Annotated in this window: 30 protein-coding genes; 16 read left to right on the plus strand and 14 right to left on the minus strand. The window is 73.5% G+C overall.

Annotated elements, in window-relative coordinates:
* Window positions 1-839 precede the first annotated feature (839 nt).
* Together ACFRAR_RS33995 and ACFRAR_RS34000 are read left to right on the plus strand one after the other, a co-directional pair.
* Entirely contained in the window at window positions 840-1,052 is a 213-nt protein-coding gene (locus ACFRAR_RS33995) for a hypothetical protein (protein ID WP_380703370.1), read from the plus strand.
* The gene (locus ACFRAR_RS34000) at window positions 1,049-1,675 is read left to right on the plus strand and encodes a multiprotein-bridging factor 1 family protein (RefSeq protein WP_380703372.1); all 627 of its coding nucleotides are present in this window, start codon (window positions 1,049-1,051) and stop codon (window positions 1,673-1,675) included. The genes ACFRAR_RS33995 and ACFRAR_RS34000 overlap by 4 nt, the downstream gene beginning before the upstream one ends.
* 72 nt (window positions 1,676-1,747) lie before the next feature.
* On the opposite strand, the gene ACFRAR_RS34005 is transcribed toward ACFRAR_RS34000, so the two are convergent.
* Entirely contained in the window at window positions 1,748-2,029 is a 282-nt protein-coding gene (locus tag ACFRAR_RS34005) for a hypothetical protein (RefSeq protein ID WP_380703374.1), read from the minus strand.
* Entirely contained in the window at window positions 2,026-2,463 is a 438-nt protein-coding gene (locus ACFRAR_RS34010; protein ID WP_380703376.1) for an ATP-binding protein, read from the minus strand. The genes ACFRAR_RS34005 and ACFRAR_RS34010 overlap by 4 nt, the downstream gene beginning before the upstream one ends.
* A gap of 241 nt (window positions 2,464-2,704) precedes the next feature.
* Here ACFRAR_RS34010 and ACFRAR_RS34015 point away from each other — a divergent pair, with 241 nt between their 5' ends.
* From ACFRAR_RS34015 to ACFRAR_RS34035, 5 genes are all read left to right on the plus strand, one after another.
* The gene (locus ACFRAR_RS34015) at window positions 2,705-3,562 is read left to right on the plus strand and encodes a helix-turn-helix domain-containing protein (protein ID WP_380703378.1); all 858 of its coding nucleotides are present in this window, start codon (window positions 2,705-2,707) and stop codon (window positions 3,560-3,562) included.
* A gap of 27 nt (window positions 3,563-3,589) precedes the next feature.
* The gene (locus ACFRAR_RS34020; RefSeq protein WP_380703380.1) at window positions 3,590-3,799 is read left to right on the plus strand and encodes a DUF397 domain-containing protein; all 210 of its coding nucleotides are present in this window, start codon (window positions 3,590-3,592) and stop codon (window positions 3,797-3,799) included.
* 102 nt (window positions 3,800-3,901) lie between these two features.
* Window positions 3,902-4,111, plus strand: a complete 210-nt coding sequence (locus tag ACFRAR_RS34025) for a DUF397 domain-containing protein (protein WP_380703382.1) — start codon at window positions 3,902-3,904, stop codon at window positions 4,109-4,111.
* 268 nt (window positions 4,112-4,379) lie between these two features.
* Window positions 4,380-4,592, plus strand: a complete 213-nt coding sequence (locus ACFRAR_RS34030) for a DUF397 domain-containing protein (protein WP_380703384.1) — start codon at window positions 4,380-4,382, stop codon at window positions 4,590-4,592.
* 102 nt (window positions 4,593-4,694) lie between these two features.
* Window positions 4,695-4,904, plus strand: coding sequence for a DUF397 domain-containing protein (locus tag ACFRAR_RS34035; protein WP_380703386.1), 210 nt, complete (start codon window positions 4,695-4,697; stop codon window positions 4,902-4,904).
* A 161-nt stretch (window positions 4,905-5,065) separates the two neighbouring features.
* Here ACFRAR_RS34035 and ACFRAR_RS34040 read toward each other — a convergent pair whose 3' ends face one another.
* Window positions 5,066-5,800, minus strand: coding sequence for a helix-turn-helix domain-containing protein (locus ACFRAR_RS34040; protein WP_380703388.1), 735 nt, complete (start codon window positions 5,798-5,800; stop codon window positions 5,066-5,068).
* 380 nt (window positions 5,801-6,180) lie between these two features.
* On the opposite strand from ACFRAR_RS34040, the gene ACFRAR_RS34045 reads away from it, so the two are divergent.
* From ACFRAR_RS34045 to ACFRAR_RS34055, 3 genes are all read left to right on the plus strand, one after another.
* Window positions 6,181-7,011, plus strand: coding sequence for an alpha/beta fold hydrolase (locus ACFRAR_RS34045; protein WP_380703390.1), 831 nt, complete (start codon window positions 6,181-6,183; stop codon window positions 7,009-7,011).
* Window positions 7,012-7,085: 74 nt separating this feature from the next.
* The gene (locus ACFRAR_RS34050; RefSeq protein ID WP_380703392.1) at window positions 7,086-7,892 is read left to right on the plus strand and encodes a hypothetical protein; all 807 of its coding nucleotides are present in this window, start codon (window positions 7,086-7,088) and stop codon (window positions 7,890-7,892) included.
* A gap of 119 nt (window positions 7,893-8,011) precedes the next feature.
* A complete protein-coding gene (locus ACFRAR_RS34055; protein ID WP_380703394.1) occupies window positions 8,012-8,662 on the plus strand; it encodes a GNAT family N-acetyltransferase in 651 nt (216 codons plus the stop codon).
* Window positions 8,663-8,784: 122 nt separating this feature from the next.
* Here ACFRAR_RS34055 and ACFRAR_RS34060 read toward each other — a convergent pair whose 3' ends face one another.
* Window positions 8,785-10,203 carry an alpha/beta hydrolase family protein gene (locus tag ACFRAR_RS34060; RefSeq protein WP_380703396.1) on the minus strand — a complete coding sequence of 473 codons (1,419 nt, stop codon included), beginning with the start codon at window positions 10,201-10,203 and terminating at the stop codon, window positions 8,785-8,787.
* Window positions 10,204-10,278: 75 nt separating this feature from the next.
* Window positions 10,279-10,632, minus strand: a complete 354-nt coding sequence (locus tag ACFRAR_RS34065; protein ID WP_380703398.1) for an ArsR/SmtB family transcription factor — start codon at window positions 10,630-10,632, stop codon at window positions 10,279-10,281.
* A gap of 151 nt (window positions 10,633-10,783) precedes the next feature.
* Between ACFRAR_RS34065 and ACFRAR_RS34070 the strand changes: the two genes are divergently transcribed.
* Complete coding sequence (locus ACFRAR_RS34070) at window positions 10,784-11,980, plus strand: MFS transporter (protein ID WP_380703400.1); 1,197 nt, start codon at window positions 10,784-10,786, stop codon at window positions 11,978-11,980.
* An 81-nt stretch (window positions 11,981-12,061) separates the two neighbouring features.
* On the opposite strand, the gene pgm is transcribed toward ACFRAR_RS34070, so the two are convergent.
* Together pgm and ACFRAR_RS34080 are read right to left on the minus strand one after the other, a co-directional pair.
* Window positions 12,062-13,702, minus strand: a complete 1,641-nt coding sequence (pgm, locus tag ACFRAR_RS34075; RefSeq protein WP_380703403.1) for a phosphoglucomutase (alpha-D-glucose-1,6-bisphosphate-dependent) — start codon at window positions 13,700-13,702, stop codon at window positions 12,062-12,064.
* Window positions 13,703-13,942: 240 nt separating this feature from the next.
* Window positions 13,943-14,242 (minus strand): YciI family protein, encoded by a 300-nt coding sequence (locus ACFRAR_RS34080; RefSeq protein WP_380703405.1) that lies wholly within the window; start codon window positions 14,240-14,242, stop codon window positions 13,943-13,945.
* A 264-nt stretch (window positions 14,243-14,506) separates the two neighbouring features.
* Between ACFRAR_RS34080 and ACFRAR_RS34085 the strand changes: the two genes are divergently transcribed.
* A complete protein-coding gene (locus ACFRAR_RS34085; protein WP_380703407.1) occupies window positions 14,507-14,845 on the plus strand; it encodes a hypothetical protein in 339 nt (112 codons plus the stop codon).
* A gap of 62 nt (window positions 14,846-14,907) precedes the next feature.
* On the plus strand, window positions 14,908-16,404 hold the full coding sequence (locus ACFRAR_RS34090) for an FAD-binding protein (protein WP_380703409.1): 1,497 nt from the start codon (window positions 14,908-14,910) through the stop codon (window positions 16,402-16,404).
* A 63-nt stretch (window positions 16,405-16,467) separates the two neighbouring features.
* Here the strand turns inward: ACFRAR_RS34090 and ACFRAR_RS34095 are convergent, their stop codons facing one another.
* On the minus strand, window positions 16,468-17,964 hold the full coding sequence (locus ACFRAR_RS34095) for a multicopper oxidase family protein (protein WP_380703411.1): 1,497 nt from the start codon (window positions 17,962-17,964) through the stop codon (window positions 16,468-16,470).
* Window positions 17,965-18,384: 420 nt separating this feature from the next.
* Between ACFRAR_RS34095 and ACFRAR_RS34100 the strand changes: the two genes are divergently transcribed.
* From ACFRAR_RS34100 to ACFRAR_RS34110, 3 genes are read left to right on the plus strand one after another with little or no spacing between them, the layout of a single operon-like run.
* The gene (locus ACFRAR_RS34100) at window positions 18,385-19,911 is read left to right on the plus strand and encodes a pyridoxal phosphate-dependent decarboxylase family protein (RefSeq protein WP_380703413.1); all 1,527 of its coding nucleotides are present in this window, start codon (window positions 18,385-18,387) and stop codon (window positions 19,909-19,911) included.
* Window positions 19,908-20,672 carry a hypothetical protein gene (locus ACFRAR_RS34105; protein ID WP_380703415.1) on the plus strand — a complete coding sequence of 255 codons (765 nt, stop codon included), beginning with the start codon at window positions 19,908-19,910 and terminating at the stop codon, window positions 20,670-20,672. The genes ACFRAR_RS34100 and ACFRAR_RS34105 overlap by 4 nt, the downstream gene beginning before the upstream one ends.
* Window positions 20,669-21,334: a DUF6875 domain-containing protein gene (locus ACFRAR_RS34110; protein ID WP_380703417.1), complete on the plus strand. Its 666-nt coding sequence runs from the start codon at window positions 20,669-20,671 to the stop codon at window positions 21,332-21,334. The genes ACFRAR_RS34105 and ACFRAR_RS34110 overlap by 4 nt, the downstream gene beginning before the upstream one ends.
* A gap of 197 nt (window positions 21,335-21,531) precedes the next feature.
* Here ACFRAR_RS34110 and ACFRAR_RS34115 read toward each other — a convergent pair whose 3' ends face one another.
* From ACFRAR_RS34115 to ACFRAR_RS34140, 6 genes are all read right to left on the minus strand, one after another.
* Window positions 21,532-22,140 carry a TetR/AcrR family transcriptional regulator gene (locus ACFRAR_RS34115; protein ID WP_380703419.1) on the minus strand — a complete coding sequence of 203 codons (609 nt, stop codon included), beginning with the start codon at window positions 22,138-22,140 and terminating at the stop codon, window positions 21,532-21,534.
* Between the two features lie 75 nt (window positions 22,141-22,215).
* Complete coding sequence (locus ACFRAR_RS34120) at window positions 22,216-23,079, minus strand: ABC transporter permease (protein WP_380703421.1); 864 nt, start codon at window positions 23,077-23,079, stop codon at window positions 22,216-22,218.
* Window positions 23,039-23,899, minus strand: a complete 861-nt coding sequence (locus ACFRAR_RS34125) for an ATP-binding cassette domain-containing protein (RefSeq protein ID WP_380703423.1) — start codon at window positions 23,897-23,899, stop codon at window positions 23,039-23,041. The genes ACFRAR_RS34120 and ACFRAR_RS34125 overlap by 41 nt, the downstream gene beginning before the upstream one ends.
* A gap of 26 nt (window positions 23,900-23,925) precedes the next feature.
* On the minus strand, window positions 23,926-24,405 hold the full coding sequence (locus tag ACFRAR_RS34130) for a MarR family winged helix-turn-helix transcriptional regulator (RefSeq protein WP_380703425.1): 480 nt from the start codon (window positions 24,403-24,405) through the stop codon (window positions 23,926-23,928).
* A 26-nt stretch (window positions 24,406-24,431) separates the two neighbouring features.
* Window positions 24,432-24,944 (minus strand): NUDIX domain-containing protein, encoded by a 513-nt coding sequence (locus ACFRAR_RS34135; protein ID WP_380703427.1) that lies wholly within the window; start codon window positions 24,942-24,944, stop codon window positions 24,432-24,434.
* 82 nt (window positions 24,945-25,026) lie between these two features.
* The gene (locus ACFRAR_RS34140) at window positions 25,027-25,233 is read right to left on the minus strand and encodes a hypothetical protein (RefSeq protein ID WP_380703429.1); all 207 of its coding nucleotides are present in this window, start codon (window positions 25,231-25,233) and stop codon (window positions 25,027-25,029) included.
* Window positions 25,234-25,419: the final 186 nt, after the last annotated feature.

A 25,419-nucleotide genomic window follows, 5' to 3' on the forward strand; every position in this document is an offset into this window, starting at 1 on the left:
CAAGCAGTACATCGAGAACCAGAAGCGACCCGTCTGATCGTTACCCCGAGGCGCAGCGAACTCCGGCGCTCCGCGCCTCCGGGCCAAGGATGGCCTTCACCCCCGCCCTGAAGGGCGGAGCACTGGCCAAGATCAGAGGTAGAAGTCGGCCACCCGGTCCGCCGCGGAGTCCGCACTGCCCCCGCGCACCGGGGTGCCCGCCTTGGTGTCGGTGTCGGTCATGACCGTCCCCTCCGTCCGGGCCGGGGGCGGATGTGCCGCCCCCGGCCGCTCCACTCGACCTGCGGGGCCCAGCGAGCCGCCCCCGCTCCGGGTTACGGCCCGGCCCGCCTCCGGCGGGGCAACGGCCGAGGAAGGTCCGTCCCTGTACGGGGGCGGGCCTTCCTCGATGTGATCCGCGTCACGGCAGGGCTGCGGCAACAGCACTCCGCCCGGGGAGACCGTCCGGGTTGAGGGGAAGGGCTCTCGGGCTGCACTGTGGCAGCCGCCGGGGGTTCGCCTCAGCCGATTGGACGACTTCGGACACGTCCGGACGCCGGGCCGTGCCGGGTCGGCCTGGTTCCCACACGACGGCCGCGAGTGCCCGGACGGCCCCGGACGACTTCGGACGACTTCGGACGCGCGAGTGCCCGGGGTGTGGCGGCGGCGTCCGAACCCGTCCCGAAGATCTGTCAAGTCTCTTTCACCGGCGGTTGATTGCCGCATATCGAACCCGTCGAGGGCACTTGCGTGGGCCGTTGCGGCCCGCGCATGATCGGGCCCAGCCACCCGCCGGGTGGCCCAGGGGACGGCAATCCCCGAGTCCGGGTTGAGGGTTCACATCAGAAGGGGTTCACACTGTGCTGCTCGAATTCCGATGCGCGGTGCGGCGCACGCCGCCGCCCGCCGAAGGCTCCGGCCCTCGTCGCGCCGCGCTGTCCGCGGCCTTCCTCGCGGTCGCCCTGGCCGGCGTGATCGCCCTGATCGTCCTCGGGTACGCCGTCGAGGCGCTGGTGACCGTCATCGTCACCGCCGCGGCCGAGGCCTCCGGCTCGCTGGGACGGCGGCGATGAGCGCACGCGAGGATCTCGCGTCCGAGCTGCAGAAACACCATCAGTCCTCGGCATTGTCCGTGGAAGAGCTCGCGCGCGGGGTCGGCATGGACCCCGGCATCCTGCGCGACGTCTTCCGAGGGCGCCTTCTGCTCACGGAGGTGAAGCTGAAGGAACTGCTGAAGACGATGAACGTGAGCGATCGCGCCCGCCAGCGCGCGCTGCTCCTCCACCGGGACGTGACGACGAAATCCCGTACCCGCAGGCAGCGAACCGCCGAGAGGCCGCCCGTCGCCGACTGGCACGCCTCGCTCCCCGCCGCGGGAGAGCCCGACCCCGTGATGCTCTCCACCGCGGAGGAGTTCGTCGCGGGCCTGGAGGACGTCAGGATCTGGGCCGGCGAGCCGTCACTGCGCCGGCTGGAGGAGCGCAGCCTTCAGCTGAACCACCAGGAACCGACGACCTACGGCAAGGTCCTGGCGCGCAGCACGATCTCCGACATGCTCAACGCCTCGACGCTCCCGCAGCTGGAGAAGGTGCGGCACTTCCTGCAGCTGTGCGGGGTGCGGGACGTCGACGCGTGGGTGTACACGTGGCGGCGGATCCGGACGATCGAGAAGTCCGCCGCGCGCCGGGCGGCCTGACCCCGAGGGCCAGGGAGTGGGAAGTCGGACCGGCCGACTTCCCACTCCCTGGCACCATGCCCGCGGGGCCGGTCATTCGGGGTTCGTCACGCGCAGGTAGATGGGGTGGGCGGTCTCGATGCCGATGTAGGCCATCGCGCGCACCGCGCCGAACTCGACCAGCTGGTCGGCGATTCGAGGGGCGGAGTCCTCGCTGAAGAACTCGGCGAGGTAGTCGGCCTGGTCGTCGTCCAGCGGGAGCCTGGCGATGCTGGCGCGGATGGCGTCGAGGGCGTCGGCGAGGCGGGTGAAGGTGGCGGCCTTCGTGACGCCCTTGATCTCGGCCTTGATGGGGAAGGGGAGTTCGACGGTCACTTCGGGTCTCCCGTTCCGATGAGCGCCCACATCGCTTTGCCGATGCCGCTCGCGCGGGGGCGGCAGCCCCAGTCGGAGGCGAGGCGGGAGACGAGGAGGAGTCCGCGCCCGGTCTCCGCGAACTCGGCGGTGGAGCGCGGGGCGCAGGGCCGGCTGCCGTCGGCGTCGTGCACCTCGATGCGCAGGGAGTCGGGGCGCAGGTCGAGCCGGACGAGGATGAGGCGGCCCGGCGGGGTCTTGGCGTGGATCACGGAGTTGGCGACGAGTTCGCCGAGCACCAACTCGCCGGTGTCGAGGAACCGTTCGCCGCCGGGGCGACCGGCGAGGAAGGCGCGGAGCACACGCCGGGCGACGCCGGCGGACTCGTGGCGCTTGGGCAGCCACCACGAGCTCTCGCTCGCGGGGGTGGACGGCTTCTCCGGCATTTCAGGCATGGCAGGGCCCCTCCGGGAGTCATGGGAAGGATCGCGATCCGAAGAGCGGCGAGAGGCATGGGAATGCCCGAGCGAAGATCCGCCAGGATCACGCTGTGTGGCGCATTGCACTACGAGGAGTAGCATGCACCTACATCGATACTGCCCGCAACTGGCATTTCTGCATCGATGCAGAAATAGCTAGCCTGGATCCGATGCATCGTCACAAGGCAGACTGGGACAGGCTCAAGAAGGGAAGACCGTGACCGACGAATCGAGGCCGACCGTGCGCGGCCGTCGTCTGGGGTCGGAGCTCCGCCGACTCCGGGAATCGGCGAGCAAGACCACGGACGACGCCGCAGGTGCCCTCAAGTGCTCGCGCGCGAAGATCAGCCGCATAGAGACCGCCGCTGTCGGGATCCGACGCTTGGACCTCGGCATCCTGCTGGACCTCTACGGGGTGACCGAACCGCGAGACAGAGATGCCCTCGAAACGCTCGCTCGCGAAAGCAAGAAGCGCGGTTGGTGGCACGACTACGGCGACACCATTCCACCTGCCCACGCCGACTTCCTCGGCCTTGAGGGCGACGCCCGGTACATCCGAACCTGGCAACCCCTGGTCGTGCCAGGCCTCTTGCAGACCGAGGACTACGCCCGCGCCCTGCTCCAGGCGAATCCTGCCGCTGTCCGGCCGGAACGGACCGACCAGCTGGTCAAGATGCGGATGGAGCGCAAGGGCATTCTGACCAAGTCGGATCCCGCTCGGTTCTGGGCGATCATCTGGGAACCGGCGCTTCGGTGCCCGGTTGGTGGTGTGGACGTGCGCCAGGCGCAGCTGAGCTATCTCCGGGACGCAGCGCAGCTTCCCAACGTGACGCTCCAGGTCGTACCGCTCGAACTCGGGGCAACCGCCGGGGCGTGCGGCGCCTTCGTGATGTACGGGTTCAGCGACTCTCCTGCCCCGGGAGCGGTGTTCGTGGAGACGCTGACGAACGGGTACTACCTGGAGCGCGAGGCGGAGCTCGATGGCTATGGACTCACCTTCGAGTACCTCCGGTCATCGGCTCTGAACCCCTCCGAGTCCCTGGATATGATCACGACCATCTCAGCAGAGACGTGAGTACGAGATCAGGAAGAAGATGGGCATATGACGATGCCGGAGATCTCCACCCGGGGCTGGCGTAAGAGCAGCTACAGCGCACAGGCAAGCGAGTGCGTGGAAACTGGGCATGTCACCGCTGGTGGAATCGCCGTCCGGGACTCCAAGGACCCCGACGGCGCCGCGCTCGTCTTTCCGGACACCGCCTGGGCGGCTTTCATCACCGCCATCAAGACCGGCGAACTCCCCAACGCCTGAACCAGCCTGCGCGAGAAGTCGGCCTGGTCGACTTCTCGCGCAACCTGTCCGCACTCCGTGAACAGGCGTCGAAGCAGCTGATCTCCGAAGTGGCAGGAAACTATGAACACGGTTGATCCGACAGGAGCGGTGTGGTTCAAGTCCACCCGCAGCAACGGACAGTCCGCGTGTGTTGAGGTCGCGTTCCTCACCAGCGGCATCATCCCCGTCCGCGACTCCAAGGACCCCAGCGGGCCGGCACTCGCCTTCCCCGCCGGCGCGTGGACGGCCTTCATCACCGCCATCAAATCCGGCGAACTCCCCAACACCTGACCACCACTGCGCGAGAAGTCGACCCCGCCGACTTCTCGCGCAGATCACACAGGAAGGTTCCGACGCCCTCGCCGGAGCATGCGGCGCGTTCGCGATCTTCGGGTTCACCGATTCGTCGACTCCAGGGGCAGTGTTTTCTTGAGACCCTGACGAGCAACCACTACCTGGAGCAAGAAGCAGAGCTCAACGGGCTACGGAATCGTCTTCGGCTACCTGCGTTCATCGGCGCTGAACCCGGTCGACTGAGATAAGACAGGAGGGTGAGCACATGACCATGCCGACGATCTCCACCCGAGGCTGGCGTAAGAGCAGCTACAGCGCACAGGCGAACGACTGCGTAGAAGCCGGGGCCGTTGTCAGTGCTGGAGGCATGGCCGTTCGGGACTCCAAGGACCCCCACGGCCCCGCTCTGGCCTTCCCCACCGACGCATGGACGGCCTTCATCACCGCCATCAAAACCGGCGAACTCCCCAACACCTGACCACCACTGCGCGATTAATCGACCCCACCGACTTCTCACGCAACCTGTCCGCACTCCATGAGCAGGCGTCGAAGCAACTGATCTCCAAAGTGGCAGGAAGTTATGGAAACGGTTGACCTGACAGAAGCTGCGTGGTTCAAGTCCAGCCGCAGCAACGCGCAATCCGCCTGCGTCGAGGTCGCGTTCCTCAACAGCGGCATCATCCCCGTCCGCGACTCCAAGGACCCCAGCGGGCCGGCGCTCGCCTTCCCCACCGACGCATGGACGGCCTTCATCACCGCCATCAAATCCGGCGAACTCCCCAACGCCTGAACCAGCCTGCGCGAGAAGTCGGCCTGGTCGACTTCTCGCGCAGATCACACAGGAAGGTGCCGGCGCCGCCGGTGGACACGCGGACGATCGGGAAGGCCGCCGGGCACCGGGTGCCCTGACCTCCGAAGAGCCGGGAGTGGGAAGTCGGACCGGCCGACTTCCTACTCCCCCGTGCTCGCCTCCGGTCGGGCGTGGAGGACGTCGCGGGCCTGGTCGGCGGCGTGGACGATGCTCTCGCTGATGTGGTCGAGGAAGCGGGCGATGTTCTCCAGGCGCACGGCGGCCGGGGTGCCGGGGCCGAGGACGGCGACGCCCTCGCGGGCGGCTTCGACGACCCGGTCGTTGGCGCGGGCGCTGGCGATGACGGACTGGTAGTAGAGCTCGCCGTCGACGATGTAGCGGTCGCGGCGGCGTTCGTCGCGTTCGCGGCGCACCAGGCTCTGGCTCTCCAGGAAGGCGATGGCCTTGGAGATGGAGGCGGGGCTGACCTGGAGGCGCCCGGCGAGTTCGGCGGCGGTGAGGCTGCCCGTGTCGGTGGTGGACAGACAGGTGATCACGCGGGCCGCCATCCGGTTGAGGCCGGATGCCATGAGGACGGTGGTGAGGCGTTCCTCGTAGGCGGCGACGGCCTCGCTGTCGCGTCCGTGGGGCTGCGGGCCGGCCTGGGTCCCGGCGGAGGAGGGGGCGGCGGCACGGCGGCGGCGGGCGCGGTGTTCGGTGGCGTGGTGGGCGAGGTCGGCGCGGTAGGCGACGGGGCCGCCGTTGCGCATGACCTCGCGGGTGACGGTGGAGGTGGGGCGTTCCAGGCGGCGGGCGATCTCGGCGTAGGGCAGGTCGTCGGCCAGGCCGAGCGCGATCTGGCGGCGTTCGTGCTGGGTGAGCCTGCCTCCCGGCATCGCGTCCTCCTCGGCGGCGGCGGCGGTGGGCGGGCGGGTGGTTCCCGGCCGTCGGGCCCACCTTAGCGTTCACCTTCCGACCATTGCAATGATCGCGGCACCCGTCGTTGCGTTGATGGGCATGCCCGTTGCAACAGTTTCCCGCTGTCTGCCTGCGGCAATGCCATTTTGATGCAACGAGTACATTGTCAGGATCTTGAAAGCAACGTAGCGTTTCCAATGCCGGAAATACCGACCGGGCACGGCCCCGTCGACGGCTCTCCGCGCGACGACGGCACCACCGCGCCCGACGTCCGCGCCGCCACCTCCCGGGGCGACATCACCGCCCGCAGCCTCTGACCCCGGCGCAGCGCGCGCCCGCAGACATCCAGGGGGAAGACATGACGCACCACACCGCACCCGCCACCCGCCCGAGCACGTGGACCGGCCTGGTGGCGGTGGACGACACCGCCCTCGCCGTCACCGACACCGGCGGCCCCGGCCTGCCGGTGGTCTACCTCAACGGCCAGTTCGCCACCCAGGGCTACTGGCGCCGGGTGCTGGCCGAACTCGGGCCGTCCCTGCGGCACATCACCTATGACGAGCGGGCCCGCGGCCGCCGGTCGAAGCGCTCCGCGGACTACTCCTTCGAGGCCGCCGTGCGGGACGTCGACGCCGTCCTCGCCGCGCGCGGCGTGGATCGGGCGCTGCTGGTCGGCTGGTCCTACGGGGCGTTCGTCGCCGCGCACTGGGCCTCGCGCAACCCGCGCCGCGCCGTCGGCGCGGTCCTGGTGGAGGGTGCCGAGCCGTACGACTGGCTCACCGACGACCTGGAGCGGCGCATCCGCCGGCAGTTCCGGCTGTGGTACCCGCTCATGGTGCTGCTGCGCCCCACCGGGCTGACGCCGCGGATGGGCCACCGGCAGATGTCGGAGTGCAACATCGAGCTGGGCCGGATCGGCGGCGCCCGCGCGCTGGGCCCGGTGCTGGACGCCATCACCGTGCCGACCCGGTACGTGCTGGCCTCGGGGGCCTCGCTGGGCAGCAAGGGCGACGAGCAGGAGCTGATCCGCGCGGCGGTGCCGGCGGTGACCGCGCGCAATCCGCACATCCGGCTCAGCGCGAAGGTCGCCAGCGACCACGACACCATCCTGAAGAAGGACTTCCGCGCCGTCGCCGACGCGGTGCGCGAGGTCGCGGCCCTCGACCGGCCGGGCACCGCCGGACGCTGACGGGCGCTGACGGGCGCTGACGGGCGCTGACGGGTGCTGACGGCGCGGCCACCTCCCTCTGGGACCATGAACGCATGAGCGAGGAACCGAATCCGCTGTCGGGCGCGTGGCCGCTCGCGCCGTCCACCGCCGCCGACTGGCTGCGGGAGCTGTGCGGGGAGGGCCTGACCGGGTTCATGCCGCCGCCGTCCCCCGACGCGGCCTGGGTGCTCAACGCCATGTACGAGCACGAGTCGGGGCCGGGCCGGGTGTCGTACCACGAGGAGCGGCAGGCGGGCCTGGCCGACGGGAGCGTGGCGCCCGACGTCGTGGCGGGCATCGACCTCGACGCGGCGGGCCTGGTCGTCACGGGCGGCGGTCTGGGCCGCGCCGAGCACCCCGGCCCGGGCTGGCGGCGGCTGCGCTGGGCGGAACTCGCCGGGCGCGGCGGCGAGTCGGTCGTGCCCGAGGGGCGGCTGCCGTCCCACCACTGCTTCCCCTCCGTCAGGAAGGAGGGGAGCTGGCCGGTCGGCATCGTGCCGCCCACCGAGGGCAGCCTGGACCGCGGGACGTGGGAGCGGCTGACGGGCCTGCTCCTCGCCCACAGCCCGGCGGGAGCGGACACCCGCTGCCTGGCCTACTACAGTCCGCTGACGCTCGGCCGGGACGCCGACTACACCACCGCGCACGTGCGGGCCGGGCGCCTGGGCGACGCCGGGCTCCTGTACGACAACCCGCGGACCCACTTCAGTCCGTCCAACCTCTGGGCCGAGGACCGCTCCTGGGTCCTGTGCACCGACTACGACCTGTGGGCCACCAAGGTCGCCGGACCGCCCGCCCTGGTCGAGGCGCTGCTGGAGGACGCCGGGATCGAGGCGCTGCGGCTGCCCTGGGCGCCCTGAAGCCGGTCCCCCTGAGGCCCCGGGCACCCTGAGGCCCTGGGCGCCCTGAGGCCCGGATCGCCCCGGGGCGCAGGAGAAATGACGATGCGTCCGGCGCGGGCGCTCGGCACACTGGGTCGATGATCACCGACCACTGGCCCCTGCGGGGACTGCGCGTGACCTCGCCCCGCCTGGAACTGCGCCTGCCCACCGAGGACGAACTCGCCGAGGTGGCCGACGTCGCCGCCCGCGGCGTCCACCCGCCGCAGGAGCGGCCCTTCCTGACGCCCTGGGGCGAGCTGCCGCCCGCCGAACGCGCCCGGCACGTCGTGCAGTCGCACTGGGCGCGGCTGGGCCGCTGGACGGCGCAGGACTGGGCGCTGGACCTGGTGGCCTTCCACGAGGGGCGCCCGGTGGGCGTCCAGGACATGCGCGCCCGGCAGTACGGGGTCCGGCGCGAGATCGTCTCCGGTTCGTGGCTCGGTCTGGAGCACCAGGGCAAGGGCCTGGGCACCGAGATGCGCGCCGCGATGCTCCACCTGGCCTTCGCGGAGCTGGGCACGCGGTCGGCGACCTCGCTGTCCTTCACCGACAACCACTCCTCCCTGGCCGTCTCCCGCAGGCTCGGCTACCGCGACGACGGCGTCTCCCGCGACGTCCTCGACGGCGGGGTCGTCGTCTCCCGGCGCCTGCGCCTGACCCCCGAGTCCTGGGCCGAGCACGCCCGCACCCCGGTCACCGTCACCGGTCTGGGCGACGCCTGCCGCACCCTCTTCGGCCTCGACACCTGACCGGCCCGCCGCGGCCCGTGGGCCGGGGAGGCGGCGCAGCGGGCCGGGGTGGTGCAGGTGGGCGAGGATGCCGGCGCGTTGGGAGCCGGTGTGGTCGAAGAGGGTGTGGTCGGCGGCGGGTGTCAGGCGTCGAAGCGGATCTCGGGCCAGTGGGGTGAGGGGGCGTCGAGCAGGGTGGTGGGGATGGCGCGCAGGTGGAGGTCGAAGTAGGCGGTGAGGTAGGCGCGTTGGGCGGCGACGGCGCGGTGGGGGTCGCCGGTGCCCAGGAAGTGTTCGAGCTGGTCGGCGGGCCAGGCGAAGGCGGGCTGGCCTTGGGGGACGAGCAGTTGCAGGTCGCAGTAGGACAGGTGGCCGGAGCGGGTGAGGGTCAGGCGGCGGCGCCAGCCGGTCAGGTGCGGCCACAGGGTGTCCCACATGGTGTCGCGGGCGGGGCTGTCCCAGGCGGAGGCCATCAGCAGCAGGGGGCGGGTCTGGTCGGCGGTGGCGCTGGTGCCGAACAGGGGGCCGTCCAGGACGGCGCCGGCGAGGATGCGGGGGTCGTCGTGGAGGGCCTGGGCGGTGGTGGCGCCGCCCATGGAGTGGCCGAACATGCCGACGGCGTCGAGGTCGAGGGCGTCGTCGAGGCCGGCGGGCAGGGGTCCTTGGTGGAGGCGGTCGAGGAGCAGGCGGGTGTCGGCGGCGCGGTAGGCGACGATCTCGGCGTCGGTCATGGCCTGGACGCGGGCTTTTTCGCGTACTTCCAGGCGGTGGCCGGGGAATTCGACTTCGCCGGCGTCGAAGGTGTGGTCGAGGGCGGCGACGACGTGGCCGTGGGAGGCGAGTTCCTCGGCGAGGGCGGTGTTGAAGGAGCTGTCGGCGCCGGAGCCGTGGGAGTTGAGGACGACGGGGTGGCGGCGGGTGCGGTCGGCGGGTGCGCCGGGGCGGGCGTGGGTGGTGGGCCAGGTGAGGCGGGCGTCGGGGACGTTGAAGTAGGCGGCTTGGAGGTGGGCGGTCTCGGCGGGGCTCATCCAGGGTTCGTGGGGGCCGCGGGCGCCGGGGGCGGCGGGGTACCAGAGGCGGGCGCGCAGTTCGCGGGGGCGGGGTGTGGGGGCCCAGGCGTCGGTGCGGGCGGGGTCGGTCAGGAGGAGCTGGGCGGTGCCGACGGGGTGGTCTCCGGTGGGGGCGGGCAGTCTCAGGTGCGGCGGCCGGGGGCCGGCGCCGGGGGGGGGGGGGGGGGGGGGGTCGGGTGGCGGGGGGGGGTCCGGGGGGGGGGGTCTGGGGGGGGGGGGGGCGGTCTCTGGTGGGGGGGCGGGGCGCCGTCGCCGGTGGGGGCGGCGTCGGCGCGGGCGGGCGCGGGGGCGGTGTCGGCGCGGGCCGGTGCGGCGCCCACGACGGCTGCGGCGGCGCCGGCGGCGCCCAGGGCGAACGCGCCGAGGACGCCTCGGCGGGTGAGCGGGCGGCGGGGCTGGGGTGTGGTCACGGTCGCGGCTCCTCGGGTGGGTCGGCCCACGGGTGGGCGTGCGCGTCCACCGTGCCGATCCGGCCCGCCCGGGCGCGTCCACCGGCGGCAGGAGCGGCCCGTGCCGTCGTGCGACCGCAGGCCTACTCCCCCGGCGGCAGCCGGGGGCCGTTCTCCCCTAGGGTCCGACCGCCTTCTGCCGCAGGGGCGTTGCGGTGGCGGCGGCGAGCAGGGCGTCGAGCAGGCCGGGGAAGCGGGCGTCGAGGTCGGTGCGGCGCAGGCTGACGAAGCGGTTGCGGCCGGCGACGCGGGTGGTGGTGACGCCGGCCTCGCGCAGGACCCGCATGTGGTGGGAGACGGTCGACTTGTGGAGGTGGTCCAGGCCCAGGTCGCGCGGGCCGCAGGAGTGCTCCCGGCCGTCGGCGTAGCTGAGCAGCAGGGTCATCCGGACGGGGTCGCCGAGGGCGTGCAGGAGCGTGACGAGGTCGATGTCGGCGGTGGCGGGCTGGGGAAGCCGCTCGTCCTCGCTCATGGCTCGCGCTCCTCGGGGTCCGGGGTCCAGGGTCTGGGACGGGGAATGAATGGTTTGACAATCATCCACCCGTCCTCGAATGTTTGACGAACGTAAAACTGTTGGATGCTGGTCCAACAGTCCGTTCCGTTGCGCCCCGGGGGGCTCTCCCGTGCCCGTACGTCTGCTCCTGCTCGCCCTCGGCACCTTCGCCATGGGCACCGATTCGATGGTCGTCGCCGGCATCCTCGGCCCGATCTCCGCCGACCTGGGGGTGTCGGTGCCCGCCGCCGGCCAGCTGGTCACCGTCTTCGCGCTCGGCTACGCGCTGCTGGCCCCGGTGCTGGCCACCCTCACCGCCCGCTGGCCGCGCCGGCGCCTGCTGCTGACCGCGCTCGCCGTGTTCAGCGCGGCCAACGCGCTCAGCGCGCTCGCTCCCACCTACGAACTGCTGCTGGCCACCCGGGTCCTCGCGGCGGCCGGCGCCGCCCTCTACACGCCCACCGCCAACGCGGTGGCCACCACCCTGGTCGCCCCCGAGCGGCGCGGCCGCGCGCTCGCGACGGTGCTGGGCGGGATGACGGTGGCCACCGCGCTCGGCGTGCCGCTGGGCACCTGGGTGGGACGCTCCGACTGGCGGATGACGATGTGGCTGGTCACCGCGCTCGGCCTGGCCGCCCTCGCGGGCCTGGCCCTGCTGCTGCGCGGCCTGCCCGCCCCCGTCGCCGCCCCGACGCTGAAAGCCCGCCTGGCGCCGCTGCGCCGCGGCCGGGTGCTGGGGGCGGCGGCCACCACGCTGGTGTTCTTCCTCGCCTTCCAGAGCGTCTACATCTACCTGGCCACCGCCGTGGCGGGCGCCACCGGCGGCGACGCCGACCGGCTGAGCGTCATCCTGGCGGTCAGCGGCGTGATGTCGGTGGCCGGCAGCTGGCTGGGCGGGCGCCTGGTGGACCGCGCGGGGGTGCGGCGGGTGCTGCTGGCCGGCTCGGCGGTGGCCGCGGCCGCGTTCGCCGCGCTGCCGTGGCTGGGGCTGAGCATGCCGGGGGCGCTGGCGTACGCGGCGGTGCTGCCGCTGGCGGGGTGGGCGGTGTCGGTGGCGCTGCCGCACCGGCTGGCGTCGGTCGATCCGCCGAACGCGCCGCTGCTGATCTCGCTGAACAGCAGCGCGCTGTACCTGGGCACGGCGGCCGGCGGCGTGGCGGGGTCGGCGGCGATCTCGGTGCTGGGCGGGCGGTGGTTCCCGTTCGCGGCGGCGGCGCTGGCACTGGCGGCGTGCGCGCTGTCGGCGGCCACCACCCGCGACGAGCGCGCGCACTCCCCCGCCGGGCCGCCGGCCCGGCCGCGGACGCAGGAGCCCGCCCGGTCCTGAGACGGGGGCGCCGCCGCCCCGGCCCGGCACAGGAACCGGAGCGGGGCGGCGGCGCGGGCGCGGTGACGCGGCCGCGGCGGCTCAGCCGCGCAGGACCTCGCCGACCAGCGCGCGGGCCTCGTCCTGGACGCGGGCGAGGTGCTCGTCACCGTGGAAGGACTCGGCGTAGATCTTGTACACGTCCTCGGTGCCCGAGGGGCGGGCGGCGAACCAGGCGTTCTCGGTGCAGACCTTGATGCCGCCGATCCGGGCGCCGTTGCCGGGGGCGCTGGCGAGGACGGCGGTGATCTTCTCCCCGGCGATCTCCCCGGCCCCCACGCGTTCCGGGGACAGCCGCGCCAGACGGGCCTTCTGCTCGCGGTCGGCGGGGGCGTCCACCCGGGCGTAGGACGGGGCGCCGTGACGCTCGGTGAGCGCGCGGTAGTGGGCGCTGGGGGTGGCGCCGGTGACGGCGGTGATCTCGGAGGCGAGCAGGGCGAGCAGGATGCCGTCCTTGTCGGTGGTCCACACGCCGCCGTCGCGGCGCAGGAACGAGGCGCCGGCGCTCTCCTCGCCGCCGAAGCCGATCGAGCCCTCCAGCAGGCCGTCGACGAACCACTTGAAGCCGACCGGGACCTCGACCAGGGTGCGGCCGAGGTCGGCGGCGACGCGGTCGAGCATGGAGGAGGAGACGAGGGTCTTGCCGACGCCCGCGTCACCGGGCCAGTCGGCGCGGTGGCGGTAGAGGTAGTCGACGGCGACGGCGAGGTAGTGGTTGGGGTTCATCAGCCCGCCGTCGGGGGTGACGATGCCGTGGCGGTCGGCGTCGGCGTCGTTGCCGGTGGCGATCGCGTACTCGTCCTTGCGGCCGATGAGGGAGGCCATCGCCGCCGGGGAGGAGCAGTCCATGCGGATCCTGCCGTCCCAGTCGAGGGTCATGAACCGCCAGGTCGGGTCGGTCACCGGGTTGACGACGGTCAGGTCCAGGCGGTGGGTGTCGGCGATGCGCTCCCAGTAGGCGACCGAGGCGCCGCCCAGCGGGTCGGCGCCGATGCGCAGGCCCGCCCCGCGCACCGCGTCCAGGTCCAGCACGAAGGGCAGGTCCTCGACGTAGGCGGTGAGGTAGTCGTGGCGCCCGGTGGTGGCGGCGGCCAGCGCCCGCGCGTAGGGGACCTTCTTGACGCCGCGCATGCCCTCGCGGATCAGCTCGTTGGCCCGGTCCTGGATCCAGCCGGTGGCCTGCGAGCCGGCCGGGCCGCCGCTGGGCGGGTTGTACTTGAAGCCGCCGTCGCGCGGGGGGTTGTGCGAGGGGGTGATGACGATGCCGTCGGCCAGCGCCCGGGGGCTGCGCCGGTTGTGGGCGAGGATCGCGTGCGAGACCGCCGGGGTGGGGGTGTAGCCGTCGGCGGCGTCGACCAGGACGTGGACGCCGTTGGCGGCCAGCACCTCCAGGGCGGTGGCCTTGGCCGGCTCGGACAGGGCGTGGGTGTCGGCACCCAGGAACACCGGGCCCGCCACGCCCTGTTCGGCCCGGTACTCGCAGATCGCCTGGGTGGTCGCGGCGATGTGGTCCTCGTTGAAGGCGGCGTCCAGCGAGGACCCGCGGTGCCCCGAGGTCCCGAACGCGACCCGCTGCCCGGGCTCCTGCGGATCCGGGTTGAGCGCGTAGTACGCCGTCACCAGCCGCGCCACGTCCACCAGATCACCGGGCTGCGCCGGCTGCCCGGCCCGTGCGTGTGCCATCCGTCTTCTCCCGCCGAAGGTCGGTGATGCGCGAGTGGGTGACCCGCGCTGCGTCCCTGCCCGTGCTCACCGATCGTAGCCAGAACACGACGGCGCCCCGAACCGCTTCGGCGACCCGGGGCGCCGCGGACGGCGGGAAGGACAGCCTTCAGCCGGGCTTAGGACGGACTTAGGACGGACTTCGGACGGACGTTGCCGAAGGCCTCGGACAAGGCCTCGGGCACGGCCTCGGGCACGGCCTCAGGCGGGCAGCCGCTGCCGGTAGGGGGCGAGCGCGGGCGCGGTGGTGGTGGCGAGGAACTCCGTCACCCGGTACTCGGTCAACCCGGCCCGCACGAACGGGTCTTCGGCCACCAGCGCCTCGACGGCGGCCCGGTCCCCGCCCGCCGCGAGGATCACCCCGCCGTCGCGCGGCACCTTGCGCCCCGAGGCGAGGAAGGTGCCGTCCGCGTAGTGCCGCTCCAGCCACGCCATGTGCTGCGGCAGCACGGCTTCGACGCGTTCCAGGTCGGCGGTGTACGTCAGCTCCAGTACGAACATGCCCACCAGGCTAGACCCGGGCCGCCCACCGCCCCCGGCGGGCCCGGGCGCAGGGTGCCGACCCCCATCCTGCCAGCCCGGACAAGGGGTTCGGTAGGACGCAGCACACCCTTCTTCCGCCTTGCCGCGCCCCCCGCACCGCCCGCAGACTCGTGCGCATCCCACCCCGGCGTCCCGCGCCGGCCGCCCTGCCCGGGGCGGCCGGCGTGCGCGGCGTGCTGCCCTGGGGCGGGAGCACGGCACACGACGAAGGGTGACGGGCACATGACCGCGCACGAGGACCTGGTGCTGAAGGCACGGGTGCGGCTGATGATGAACGACTACTGGATCCTGGACGGCCAGGACGCCCTGTGGGTGTACCGGACGCTGTTCGCGGTCAACCCGCGGGTGTACGCCGAGAAACTCGTCCACACGCTGCTGAGGGAGAGCAACTCCCCGCTGGTGGCCGACCTGCCCCTGGCCCGGCTGGCCCTGCTGGAGGAGGCCGCGGCGGCCACCGCCTGGATGACCGACGACCCCCGCCCGTACCTGGCGGGGTTCGTCGACGGCGTGCGGCACCGCGCCGCCGAACTGCGGCGGCAACCGGAGGGTACGGGCCAGTAGGTGATCACCCGATGGTTGCGGTACAACAATCCCTATTTGACGACCGATCGGAGCACCCTCAGATGAGCAGTCCAGGACTGTCGCGCCGCACCCTCCTCGCCGCCGGCGGCACCGGCGCCCTCACGGCCGTCACCGGCTGGAACACCGCCACCGCCGCCTGGGCCACCGAGCCCGGCCCCGACGTCGCCGAACTGCCCGCACTCGACGGCGCGATGACCCTCCAGGGCGCCGGCCTGGAACGCTTCTCCTCCGACTTCGGGCACCTCGTCACCGCCGCCCCCCGCGCGGTGCTGCGCCCCGGCTCGGCGCGCGACGTGCAGCGGCTGGTGGCCTTCGCCCGCCGCCACCGCATCCCGGTGGCCGTCAACGGCCAGAGCGGCGACCTCGCCCAGTTCGGCGCCACCGGCCTGGAGTCGCACTCCAGCTACGGCCAGGCCAACCCCCGCGGCGGCATCGCCATCGACGCCCGGGGCCTTTCCGGCGTCGTCTCGGTCCGGGCCGGGCGCGCGGTGGTCGGCGCCGGCACGACCTGGGCCCAGGTGACGGAGGCGGGCCTGGCCCAGGGCTGGGTGCCGCCGGTGCTCCCCGACTACCTGCACCTGTCGGTGGGCGGCACGCTGAGCGTCGGCGGCATCGGCGGCGGCGTGCAGCGCTACGGCATGCAGGTCGACAACGTGCTGGAACTGGACGTGGTGACCGGCACCGGCGAGCTGGTGACCGCCTCCCCCACCCGCAACCGGGAGCTGTTCGAGGCGGTGCTGGCCGGCGGCGGACAGGTCGCCGTCATCGTGCGCGCGACCCTCGCCCTGGTGAAGGTCCGCGAACGCGCCCACGTCTTCTCCCTCCACTACGACGACCTGGACACCTACCTCGCCGACCAGCAGAAGGTGCTCGCCGGGCGCCGCTTCGACTACCAGGTCGGCGACGTCACGCGCAGCGCCGACGACACCCGCTGGCTCTACAAGGCCGAACTGGTGGCGCTGCGCGACGCCGGACAGCCGGTGGACCGGGCCGCGCTGCTGGCCGGACTGAACCCGGCAAGCACCGAGGTCGTCGAGCAGAGCTGGCGCGAGTACGCCTACCGGGTCGACGGCTTCGCCGGCTACCTGCGCGCGGCGGGCTTCTGGGACCTGCCCAAGCCGTGGCTGAGCCTGTTCCTGCCCGCCTCCACGGTGCGCACCTTCATGGCGGAGGCCGCCCGGGTGCTGACCGGCGCCGACGTGGGCGCGGGACTGCTGCTGTTCTACCCGTACAAGCGCTCCGCGGTGAAGGCGCCGCTGGCGGTGCTGCCGGAGCAGGAGGTGGGCTGGCACTTCGACATGCTGGCCTTCCCCGGCCCGGGCTCCGACACCGCCGCGATGCTGGAGCGCAACCGGCGCCTGTACGAGCGGGCGGTGGCGCTCGGCGGCAAGCGCTACCCGATCGGCGCGGTGCCCGGCCTCACCCAGGCCGACTGGCGGCGCCACTACGGCGGCCGGTGGGACCAGGTGGCGCGCGCCAAGCGGCGCTGGGACCCGGCGGGCATCCTCACCCCGGGCCAGGGCATCCACGCCTCCTGACACCCGCCGGCCGGGCCGGCCGCCGCACCGGCGGCCGGCCCCGCGGGGGCCCCGGGGGGCGGGTCAGGTGATCTCCAGCTGCGCCATCATCCCCATCGCCGAGTGGTCCAGCAGGTGGCAGTGGTACGGGTAGCGGCCCCGGTAGGAGTCGAACGCGGCCTGCAGGCGCACGCTCTCACCGGGCATCAGCCGCACCGTGTCCTTCAGCCCCGCCTCCCCCGGCCCGGGGGGCGCGCCGTTGCGCGACAGGACGCGGAACTGCACCAGGTGCAGGTGGAAGTTGTGCGGGATGTCGGTGTTGGCGTTCACCACCGTCCAGATCTCCGAGGTGCCGAACGCCACCCGGGCGTCCACCCGCCCCGGGTCGTACGCCCGGCCGTCGATCAGCCCGCGCGGGGCCAGGCCCGCCCCGCCCTCCTCGACCTTCAGCACCACGGTGCGCTCGCGCGCCACCGGGCCCAGCGCCGGCAGGGTGCGCAGCCGGTCGGGGACCGCCGAGGGGTCGGGGGCGGGGCGTGAGACGTCGAAGCGCAGCACCTGGCCGATGTGTTCGGCGGGGCCGGGCGGCATGGAGTTGGTGAGCACGACGCCCGTGCCGGGGCGGTAGCGGGAGAAGTCGATGACGACGTCGGCGCGCTCGCCGGGTGAGAGGTCGACGGTGTCGGTGGTGTGGGGGCGTTCCAGCAGGCCGCCGTCGGAGCCGATCTGGGTGATCGGGCCGCCGTCGGCCAGGCGCAGGGAGAAGAAGCGCAGGTTGGAGGAGTTGAGCAGGCGGATGCGGTAGCGGCGGGCGGCGACGTCGACCTTGGGCCAGGGGCGGCCGTTGGCCAGGATCGTGGCGCGCCCTTCGGCGTCGTCCATCCGGTAGACGAGGTTGCCGGCCTGGTCGAAGCGGGCGTCGCGCAGGGCGATGGGCAGGTCGTAGCGGCCCGAGGGCAGCGGCAGCGACTCCTCGGTGGCGTCGGTGAGCAGGTAGCTGCCGGCCAGGCCCCGGTAGACGTGCTCGGACTCCAGGTGGTGGGCGTGGTCGTGGAACCACAGGCTCGCGTGGCTCTGGTCGTTGGGGTAGGTGTAGGTGCGGGTGGCGCCGGCGTTCAGCAGGTTCATCGGGCCGCCGTCGCTGTCCACCGGGACGGCGCTGCCGTGCAGGTGGACGGAGACCGGGTCGTCCAGCAGGTTGGTCTGGCGCACGATCACCGGCCGCCCGGAGCGGGCGCGGATGACCGGGCCGGGGAAGGCGCCGTTGTAGGTGAGGACCTCGGTGCGGCGCCCGGGCAGGATCCGGGCGTAGGAGCGCAGCATGGTCATCGCGTAGGTGTCGGCGCCGCCTTCGGTGGAGACCGGGGCGAGGACCGGGGGCAGCGGCAGCGCGGTGGTGAACTTCGGCGCCAGCGCGGGGCCCGCGTCCGGGCCGGGGTCGGCGACGGCGCCCGCCGGGTGGGCGTGGGCGGCGTCGGTCTGGGCCTCGGCGGAGGCGGCCGGGCGCAGCGCGGTGCGGGCGAGCAGGACTCCTCCCCCGGTCGCCAGGGCGGCGCCGATCATCCTGCGTCTGGTCACCATCGCGTCGTTCCTTCCGCGTGTGTGCTGCCCGGCCTCGGTCCGGGCGGGTGGGGGCGGCCCCGTGTCCCGGTGGGGTCGGTGGCGGCCTTGTCCGGGGGTGAATTGCAGCAGCGGCGGCTAGCGGCGGGCTGGGGTGCGGATGGGGCGGGCGGGGCCGCGCCGGGGCCGGCCGGGTGGGGCCGGGGGTGAGTCGCGGGCCGGGCGGGGGGTGAGCTGCGGGTGTTGCGGGCGTCTTGCGCACGCGGGTCACCGTGGGATCCAGACGCGGTCGAGGCTCGCTCGAAGGGCGCTCGGCACGCGGTGAACGCTCGTACTCGCCAGGGGCCCGGCGTGCTGCTCACCCGCGCGTCGCCGCCCTCGCCGAGGATCTCGATTCTTCGACGATCGATTCGTCAACGACCCGACGGGAAGGGCCGGAGCGTGGACCTGCGGTACTGGCTGGGGAGGGCGGCCGAGGTCGCCGAGCGGTGGGGCGAGCGGTTCGGGCCGCTGGAGCCGCACCCCTCGCACCTGGTGGACGAGGCGGACTTCGCCGTCGCGTTCGAGCGCTTCGCCAAGCGCCTGGAGCACAACTACCCGTTCTTCCATCCGCGTTACGCCGGGCAGATGGTCAAGCCTCCGCACCCTGCGGCCATGGTGGGCTATCTGGCGGCGATGCGTTTCAACCCCAACAACCACGCCTACGAGGGCGGGCCGGCCACCAACGAGATGGAACGCGAGTGCGTGGCGCAGCTGGCCGCGATGTTCGGGCTGCCGGCGCATGTGGGCCATCTGACCAGCAGCGGCACCATCGCCAATCTGGAGGCGCTGTACGTGGCGCGTCAGAGCCACCCGGGGCTGGGGGTGGCCTACAGCGCGCAGGCCCACTACACCCACAGCCGGATGTGCCACGTGCTGGGGATCGAGGGTCACGCGGTGGCGGCGGACGCCGAGGGACGGATGGACGTCGGCGCGCTGGAGGAGGTGCTGCGCACCGGGCGGGTGGGCACGGTGGTGGTCACCTGCGGGACGACCGGGCTGGGTGCGGTGGACCCGGTGCACGAGGTGGTGGCGCTGGCGCGCCGTCACGGGGTGCGGGTGCACGTGGACGCGGCCTACGGCGGGTTCTTCGCGCTGCTGGCCTCGGATGAGGCGCTGGCCGCCTCGTTGGGGGTGGAGCGTGCGCCGTGGCTGGCGATCGCCGGCTGTGACTCGGTGACGGTCGATCCGCACAAGCACGGTCTGCAGCCTTACGGCTGTGGGGCGGTGCTGTTCGCGGACCCGGGCATCGGGCGTCACTTCGCCCACGACTCCCCGTACACCTATTTCACGGACGCCGAGCTGCACCTGGGGGAGATCAGCCTGGAGTGCTCGCGGGCCGGGGCCTCGGCCGCCGCGCTGTGGCTGACGCTTCAGCTGTTGCCGTTGAGCTCGCAGGGTCTGGGCGCGGGGTTGGCCGCGAGCCGTCGCGCCGCCCTGGCGTGGTCCGAACTCATCGATTCCAGTGAGGAGTTGACGCTCTATCAGCGTCCTCAGCTGGACATCGTGACGTCGTTTCCGGCCGTGGCCGGCCCGCCTTCGCTGTCGGCGATCGACGCGGCCGGCCAGTTCGTGCTGCGTCAGGGCATGGCCGACGAGGCGGATCCGGTGTACCTGAGCGTGCTGCGGGTGGACGCCGCCGACTTCGCCCGCCGCCACCCGGGGGTGCGCGCGGATGCGGGCGGGGCGCGGGTGCTGCGCAGTGTGCTGATCAAGCCGGAGGCGGAGGGGTGGGTGGAGCCGCTGCACGCGCGGGTCGCGGCCCTGGCCGCGCGTGCCGTCTCGCTGCCCGAGGCGGCCGGCGCTGTGCCCGCCGGCGCTGTGCCCGGCGCCGCTGCCCCGTCCGCCGCGCCCGCCGCGCCCGCCGCCGTGTCCGCCCCGTCCTTCACCCCCTCGTCCGCCGACCTGCCCGAGGAGAGTGCACGTTGACCACCGCCACCGCCCTGCCCGCCACCGGCGCGGGCACCGCCTCGCCACCCGCGTCACCGCCCGCCTCGCCGAGCGCCTCGCCGACCGCCGCGCGGCCGCTCGTGCGCCCGGGGCGCCCCGGGGAGGAGGACGCGATCGCCGCCGTGCTCGCCGCGGCCTTCGCCGACGACGCCCTGATGCACTGGGCCTTCCCCGACCCCGGCCACCGGGCCCGGGTGATGCCCGCCTTCTTCCGCTTCCACGTCGACCACTGCCTGGAGCGCCGGGGCGTCCTCGTCGCCCACCGCGCCACGAACGACGACGGCGACGGCGACGGCGGTAGCGGCGGCGGCCTGGCCGGCGAACCGCTGGGGGCCCTGCTGTTCCTGCCGTCCGGCTCCTGGGAAGGCCCCGAGCACGGCGACGGCACCGACGACGACGCCCTCGCCGAGGCGATCGAGGCCCCCACCCACCCCCTGGAAGCCGGCCGCCTGGCCGCCATCACCCGCCTCCAGGCCCAGCGCCACCCCCGCCACCGCCCCCACCACTACCTCGCCTTCGTCGGCGTCCACCCCGGCGCCCGCCGCACCCTCACCGGCCACGCCCTGGCCCACGCCTTCCGCGCCGAGGTCGACACCGCCGGCCAGGCCGCCTACACCGAGACCAGCTCCCCGGCCGGCGCCCGCCTGGCCGCCGCCCACGGCTTCACCCCCTTCGGCGCGGCCATCGCCCTGCCCGGCGGCGGACCCCGCCTGGCCCCCGCCTGGCGAGGCCCCCGATGACCGCCCCCGCCACCACCGCCGCGGCGCTGCGCCTCTACAGCGCCGAGCACATCGACGCCGGCCACGCCGCCGGCCACCCCGAGGCCGCCGAGACCCTCGCCTGGGCCCGCGCCTTCCTCACCACCGCCCACCCCGACCTCGGGCGCAGCGGTCCGGTCTGCCCCTACACCCAGCCCTCGCTGCGCCGCGGCCTGTTCCACATCGCCCTCGCCGACGGCCCGGACTCCTCCCCCGGAGGGGACCTGCCCGCCCTGGTCGCCGAACTGCGCACCCACTACGACGCGCTGCTCGCGGGCCTGGACCAGGAGTCCGACCGCGAGCTGCTCACCGTCCTGCTGGTGCTGCCGCAGCTGGACCGCGAGGACTCCACCGTGCTGGACGAGCTCCAGCGCAAGGCGAAGGACGAGTTCGTCGAACAGGGCCTGATGATCGGCCAGTTCCACCCGGTCTGCGAGGAGCCGGGGCTGTGGAACCACTCCTTCAGGCCGCTGCGCGCCCCGGTCCCGCTGCTCGCGGTGCGCAAGCTGCTGGTCTTCGACCTGCCGTTCCTCAGTGGTGACGAGACCCACCTGGGCCATTTCCTGGCCCGTTTCGCGCCCGAGGTCCCCGCCCGTATCCGTGCCCAGCTGGTCACCGGCATCGCCGGCCGGCAGGCCGCCTGACCCCCTCCCCCTGCGCGCGCGGAGCCCGGCCGGCGCCCGGCTCCGCGCGCGCACCCCCCTTTTTCCGGGCCTTTTCGGGAGGGGAGGGCAGCGGAGCGGGCTCGCCCGACGCCTGTGCCGCGCGTCCTCGCCCGGTCCTCGGGCCCGGGCGGTGGCGGCGGCGGCGGACGGGCGCGGTGTGAACGGCGGGCCGGGGGTTACGGGCGGTCGTTCGCCGCGCCGGCGGCGAAGCCCCGGACGACCAGGTCCGCCTTGGCGTTCAGTGCCTGGGCGAGGGGGAAGGCGCCGTCGGATTCCAGCCAGCGCTGCAGGGTCCCGATGTAGGTGTCGAAGAGGATCTCGGCGGCCGGCGCCGGGTCGAGGCCGGCGTCGAGTTCGCCGGCGTCGCGGGCGAGCGCCAGCAGGGCGGCGAGGGCGGGCGGCGGGGGCGCGCCGGGCAGGAAGCCGCGCACCAGGACGCCGGCGGCGTACAGCTCGCGGGCGACGGCGCGCTCACGGTCGTCGAAGTCGGCCATGGCCTCGAACACCGCCCGCAGGCGGCGCAGCGGCGGGCCGTCGGCGGTCTTGTCGGCGGCGAGGGCGTCGAGGCGGTCGCGGCGGTCCTGGACCCAGGCGCAGGCGAGGTCGTCCTTGCGGGGGAAGTGGTTGAAGACGGTCTGGCGTCCGAGGTCGGCGTGTTCGGCGACGAGGTCGTAGGTGGTGGCCTCGTAGCCGCGTTCGGCGATCAGGTCGACGGCGGCGGCGAGGATGCGGTCGCGGGTCTCGCGTTTGCGCCGTTCCCGGCGGCCGGTCGGGGCTGTCGTCATGCCGAAGAGCGTACGTGACCGGTGTGTACTGGCGTACGCGGGTGGACTTCGGTCCGTTCTTGGCGCGGGGCCCGGTCAGCGGGCCAGGCGTCCCAGCAGCGCGGAGGCCGCGCCGATGCCGGCCAGGGCGGCGAGGGCGAGGACGGCGAAGTCCAGCGGCAGGTGGGAGGGCGTGCCGATGAGCAGGCCGCGCAGCGCGTCGACCTGGTAGCTGAGCGGGTTGGCGCGGCTGACGGCCTGGAGCCAGCCGGGCATCAGGTCCACCGGGTAGAGGGCGTTGGAGCCGAAGAACAGCGGCATGGTGATCGCCTGGCCGATGCCCATCAGGCGGTCGCGGGTGAGCACGATGCCGGCGATGGCCATCGACAGGCAGGAGAAGAACGCCGAGCCCAGCACCACCACGGCCGCCACTCCGAGCAGCCGCAGCGGGTTCCAGGTGAGCGCGACGCCGAGCACGGCGGCGATCAGTACCACCACCACCGCCTGGAGGACGGCCTTGACCCCGGCGGCGAACGCCTTGCCGGTGACCAGGGCCGCGCGCGGGGTCGGGGTGACCAGCAGTTTGGTGAGGACCCCGGAGTCCCGCTCCCAGATGATCATGATGCCGTAGAAGATCGCGATGAACATCGCGGACTGGGCGATGATGCCGGGCGCCAGGTAGTCCAGGTACGGGATGCCGCCGGTGGGGATGGCCTTGAGCCGGGTGAAGGTCTCGCCGAAGATCAGCAGCCACAGCGCGGGCTGCACGGCCCGGGTGTACAGCTCGGTGCGGTCGTGGCGCAGCTTCTGGAGTTCGACCACGCACATCGCGCCGATGCGCGCGGGCACCAGGCGCCAGCCGGTGCGGGCGCGCGGGGGCACCAGCAGCAGGGGGAAGTCGGGGGCTGCGGGGGCGGGTTCAGCCGACGCGGCCCGCGGTGCGGCGGGTTCGGCGGACATCGCGGAAGTCTCCTTCGGTGGCGTCGGCCAGCTGCCGGCCGGCGAAGTGGCGGAAGACGTCGTCGAGGCTGGGGGCGTCGTGGTCCGGGGCGGCTCGGCGGACCAGGTCCTTGAGTTCGGCGGGGGTGCCGAGCGCGCGGATGCGGCCTCGGTCCATCAGGGCGATGCGGTCGCAGTGGCGGTCGGCCTCGTCCATGTAGTGGGTGGTGACCAGGACGGTCATGCCGGTGGCGGCCCGTACGGCGTCCACGCGCTCCCACACGCCGGTGCGGGCGATCGGGTCCAGGCCGATGGTGGGTTCGTCCAGGACGAGCAGGCGCGGGGCGCTGACCAGGGCCTGGGCGAGTTCGAGGCGGCGCACCATGCCGCCGGAGTAGGTGGCGGCCATCCGTTCGGCGGCGTCGGTGAGGCCGACGGCGGCCAGGGCCTGGGCGACGCGCGGGGCGCGTTCGGCGCGCGGGACGTCGAAGACGCGGGCGAACAGGGCGACGTTCTCGCGCCCCGTCAGGGCGGAGTCGGCGGACAGCTGCTGGGGGACGTAGCCGAGCAGGCGGCGCACCTGCATGGGGTGGCGGGCGGCGTCGTGGCCGAAGACGCGCACCATGCCGGCGCCGACCGGCAGCAGGGTGGTGATCGCGCGGATGGTGGTGGTCTTGCCGGCGCCGTTGGGGCCGAGCAGGCCGAACACCTCGCCGGTGCGCACGGTCAGGTCGATGCCGTCCACGGCCCGGGTCGTCCTGCCGCGTCCGTGGCCGAAGGTGTACTCCAGGCCCCGGCACACCACCGCGTCCTCGGTCCCGTTCACGGCTCCTTCGGTCACGGCTGCTCCGTTCACGGCTCCTTCGGTCACGGCTCCTCCGGTGGGGGCAGGGCGCGCAGGCCCTCGGCGACCCGGCGCAGCGCGGGCAGGGCGGCGTCCAGGGCGTCGCGGTCGGCGGGCGGCAGGCCGGCGACGACGTCGTTCATCAGGGCGCGGCGGCGCCGGCGCCAGGCCTCGATCCGCTCGACGGCCTGCGGGGTGGCGTACAGGAGGGCGGCCCGGCGGTCGGCGGGGTCGCTCTCGCGGCGCAGCAGGCCGAGGGCGGCGAGCTGGTTGACGAGGGTGGACACCGAGTTGCCGGCCAGGCACAGTTCCCCGGCGGCTTGCGAGACCCGCAGTCCGGGGTTGTCCCGGACCAGGCGCAGCAGTTCGGCCTGGGCGCCGCGCAGGCGGGGTTCGTCCATGGTCTGGCGCAGTCTGCGGCGCACCAGGCGCTGGATGCCGGCGAGGAGGGTGGCGAGCTCGTCCGCCGGGGCGACGTCGAGCGTGGGCTCTGTCGCGGTCATACGGTCATTTTAGCTCTCAGTGAGAGCTATCCGTCGAGGGTGTCGAAGGTGCGGTCGTGCTCGGGTTCGGGCTCGGGCGCGCGCTGGCCGTGGACGAGGACGGGCAGGCTGCGGCCGGCGAGGGCCTCGGTGACGCGGGCGGCCTGGGCGGGGGCCATGACGCGCGGGAGGTCGGGGACGGGGACGAAGCGGGCGCCGAGCAGGCCGCTCTTGTGCCGGGGAGGGACGGTGAGGGGGGTGGTGTCGCGGACGGTGCCGCCGTCGAAGACGAGGTTGAGGCGCTGGAGGAAGCGGTCGGCGGGGGTGAAGTCGACGGCGAGGAGGTAGCTCAGGCGCAGGTGCAGGCCGGTCTCAGCGCGCACGTGGCGGGCGGCGGCCAGGTGCGGGGGCTCGTTGGGCAGGGAGGAGCCGCCCGGCAGGATCATGCCGTCCATGTAGTCGGGGTCGACGAGGAGGACGTCGCCGCGCTGGTTGCGGACGAGGGCGAGGCAGCCGAGCCGGCAGACGGGGGGCTTGGCGAGCAGACGGGGGTCCTGCATGGGGGAGGTCGTCGCTTTCGGTCGTCGAAGGTGGCGGTGGCGGTGGCGGCTGGCGGTGGCGCGGGAGAGCGGGGAGGACACCTCACGTCTCCCCAGGGCGCTTGTGGACCTCGAACTGCCGCCAGGCGCTGTAGGCGTCACCGAAGAAGGTGAAGAAGGCGAGCTCACCGTCGGGCCGGCGCAGGAACTCGCCGGTGAGCTCGTTGCGGACCCGGTAGCGGTCGGCCTCGGGGTCGAAGCGGACGCCGTAGCCGTAGAGGCGGGGGGTCTGGTTGTCGGGCACGGACATGGCACGGAACCCTCTGCGATCGGAGTTTCACGTTCTGTGCACATGGTGGCCCAAGGTCACCTAGCATCGGAAGCCGCAGACAACTTGACTTCTAGTACTCCAGCCGCACTTCGTGATCTCGCAGGTCGGGGCTGGAACTGGAACGGCCACCGAATGATCTTGGTGAGGTGTGTGGACTCTTCAAGA

The organism is Kitasatospora sp. NPDC056651, assembly GCF_042792155.1.
Taxonomy (GTDB): domain Bacteria; phylum Actinomycetota; class Actinomycetes; order Streptomycetales; family Streptomycetaceae; genus Kitasatospora.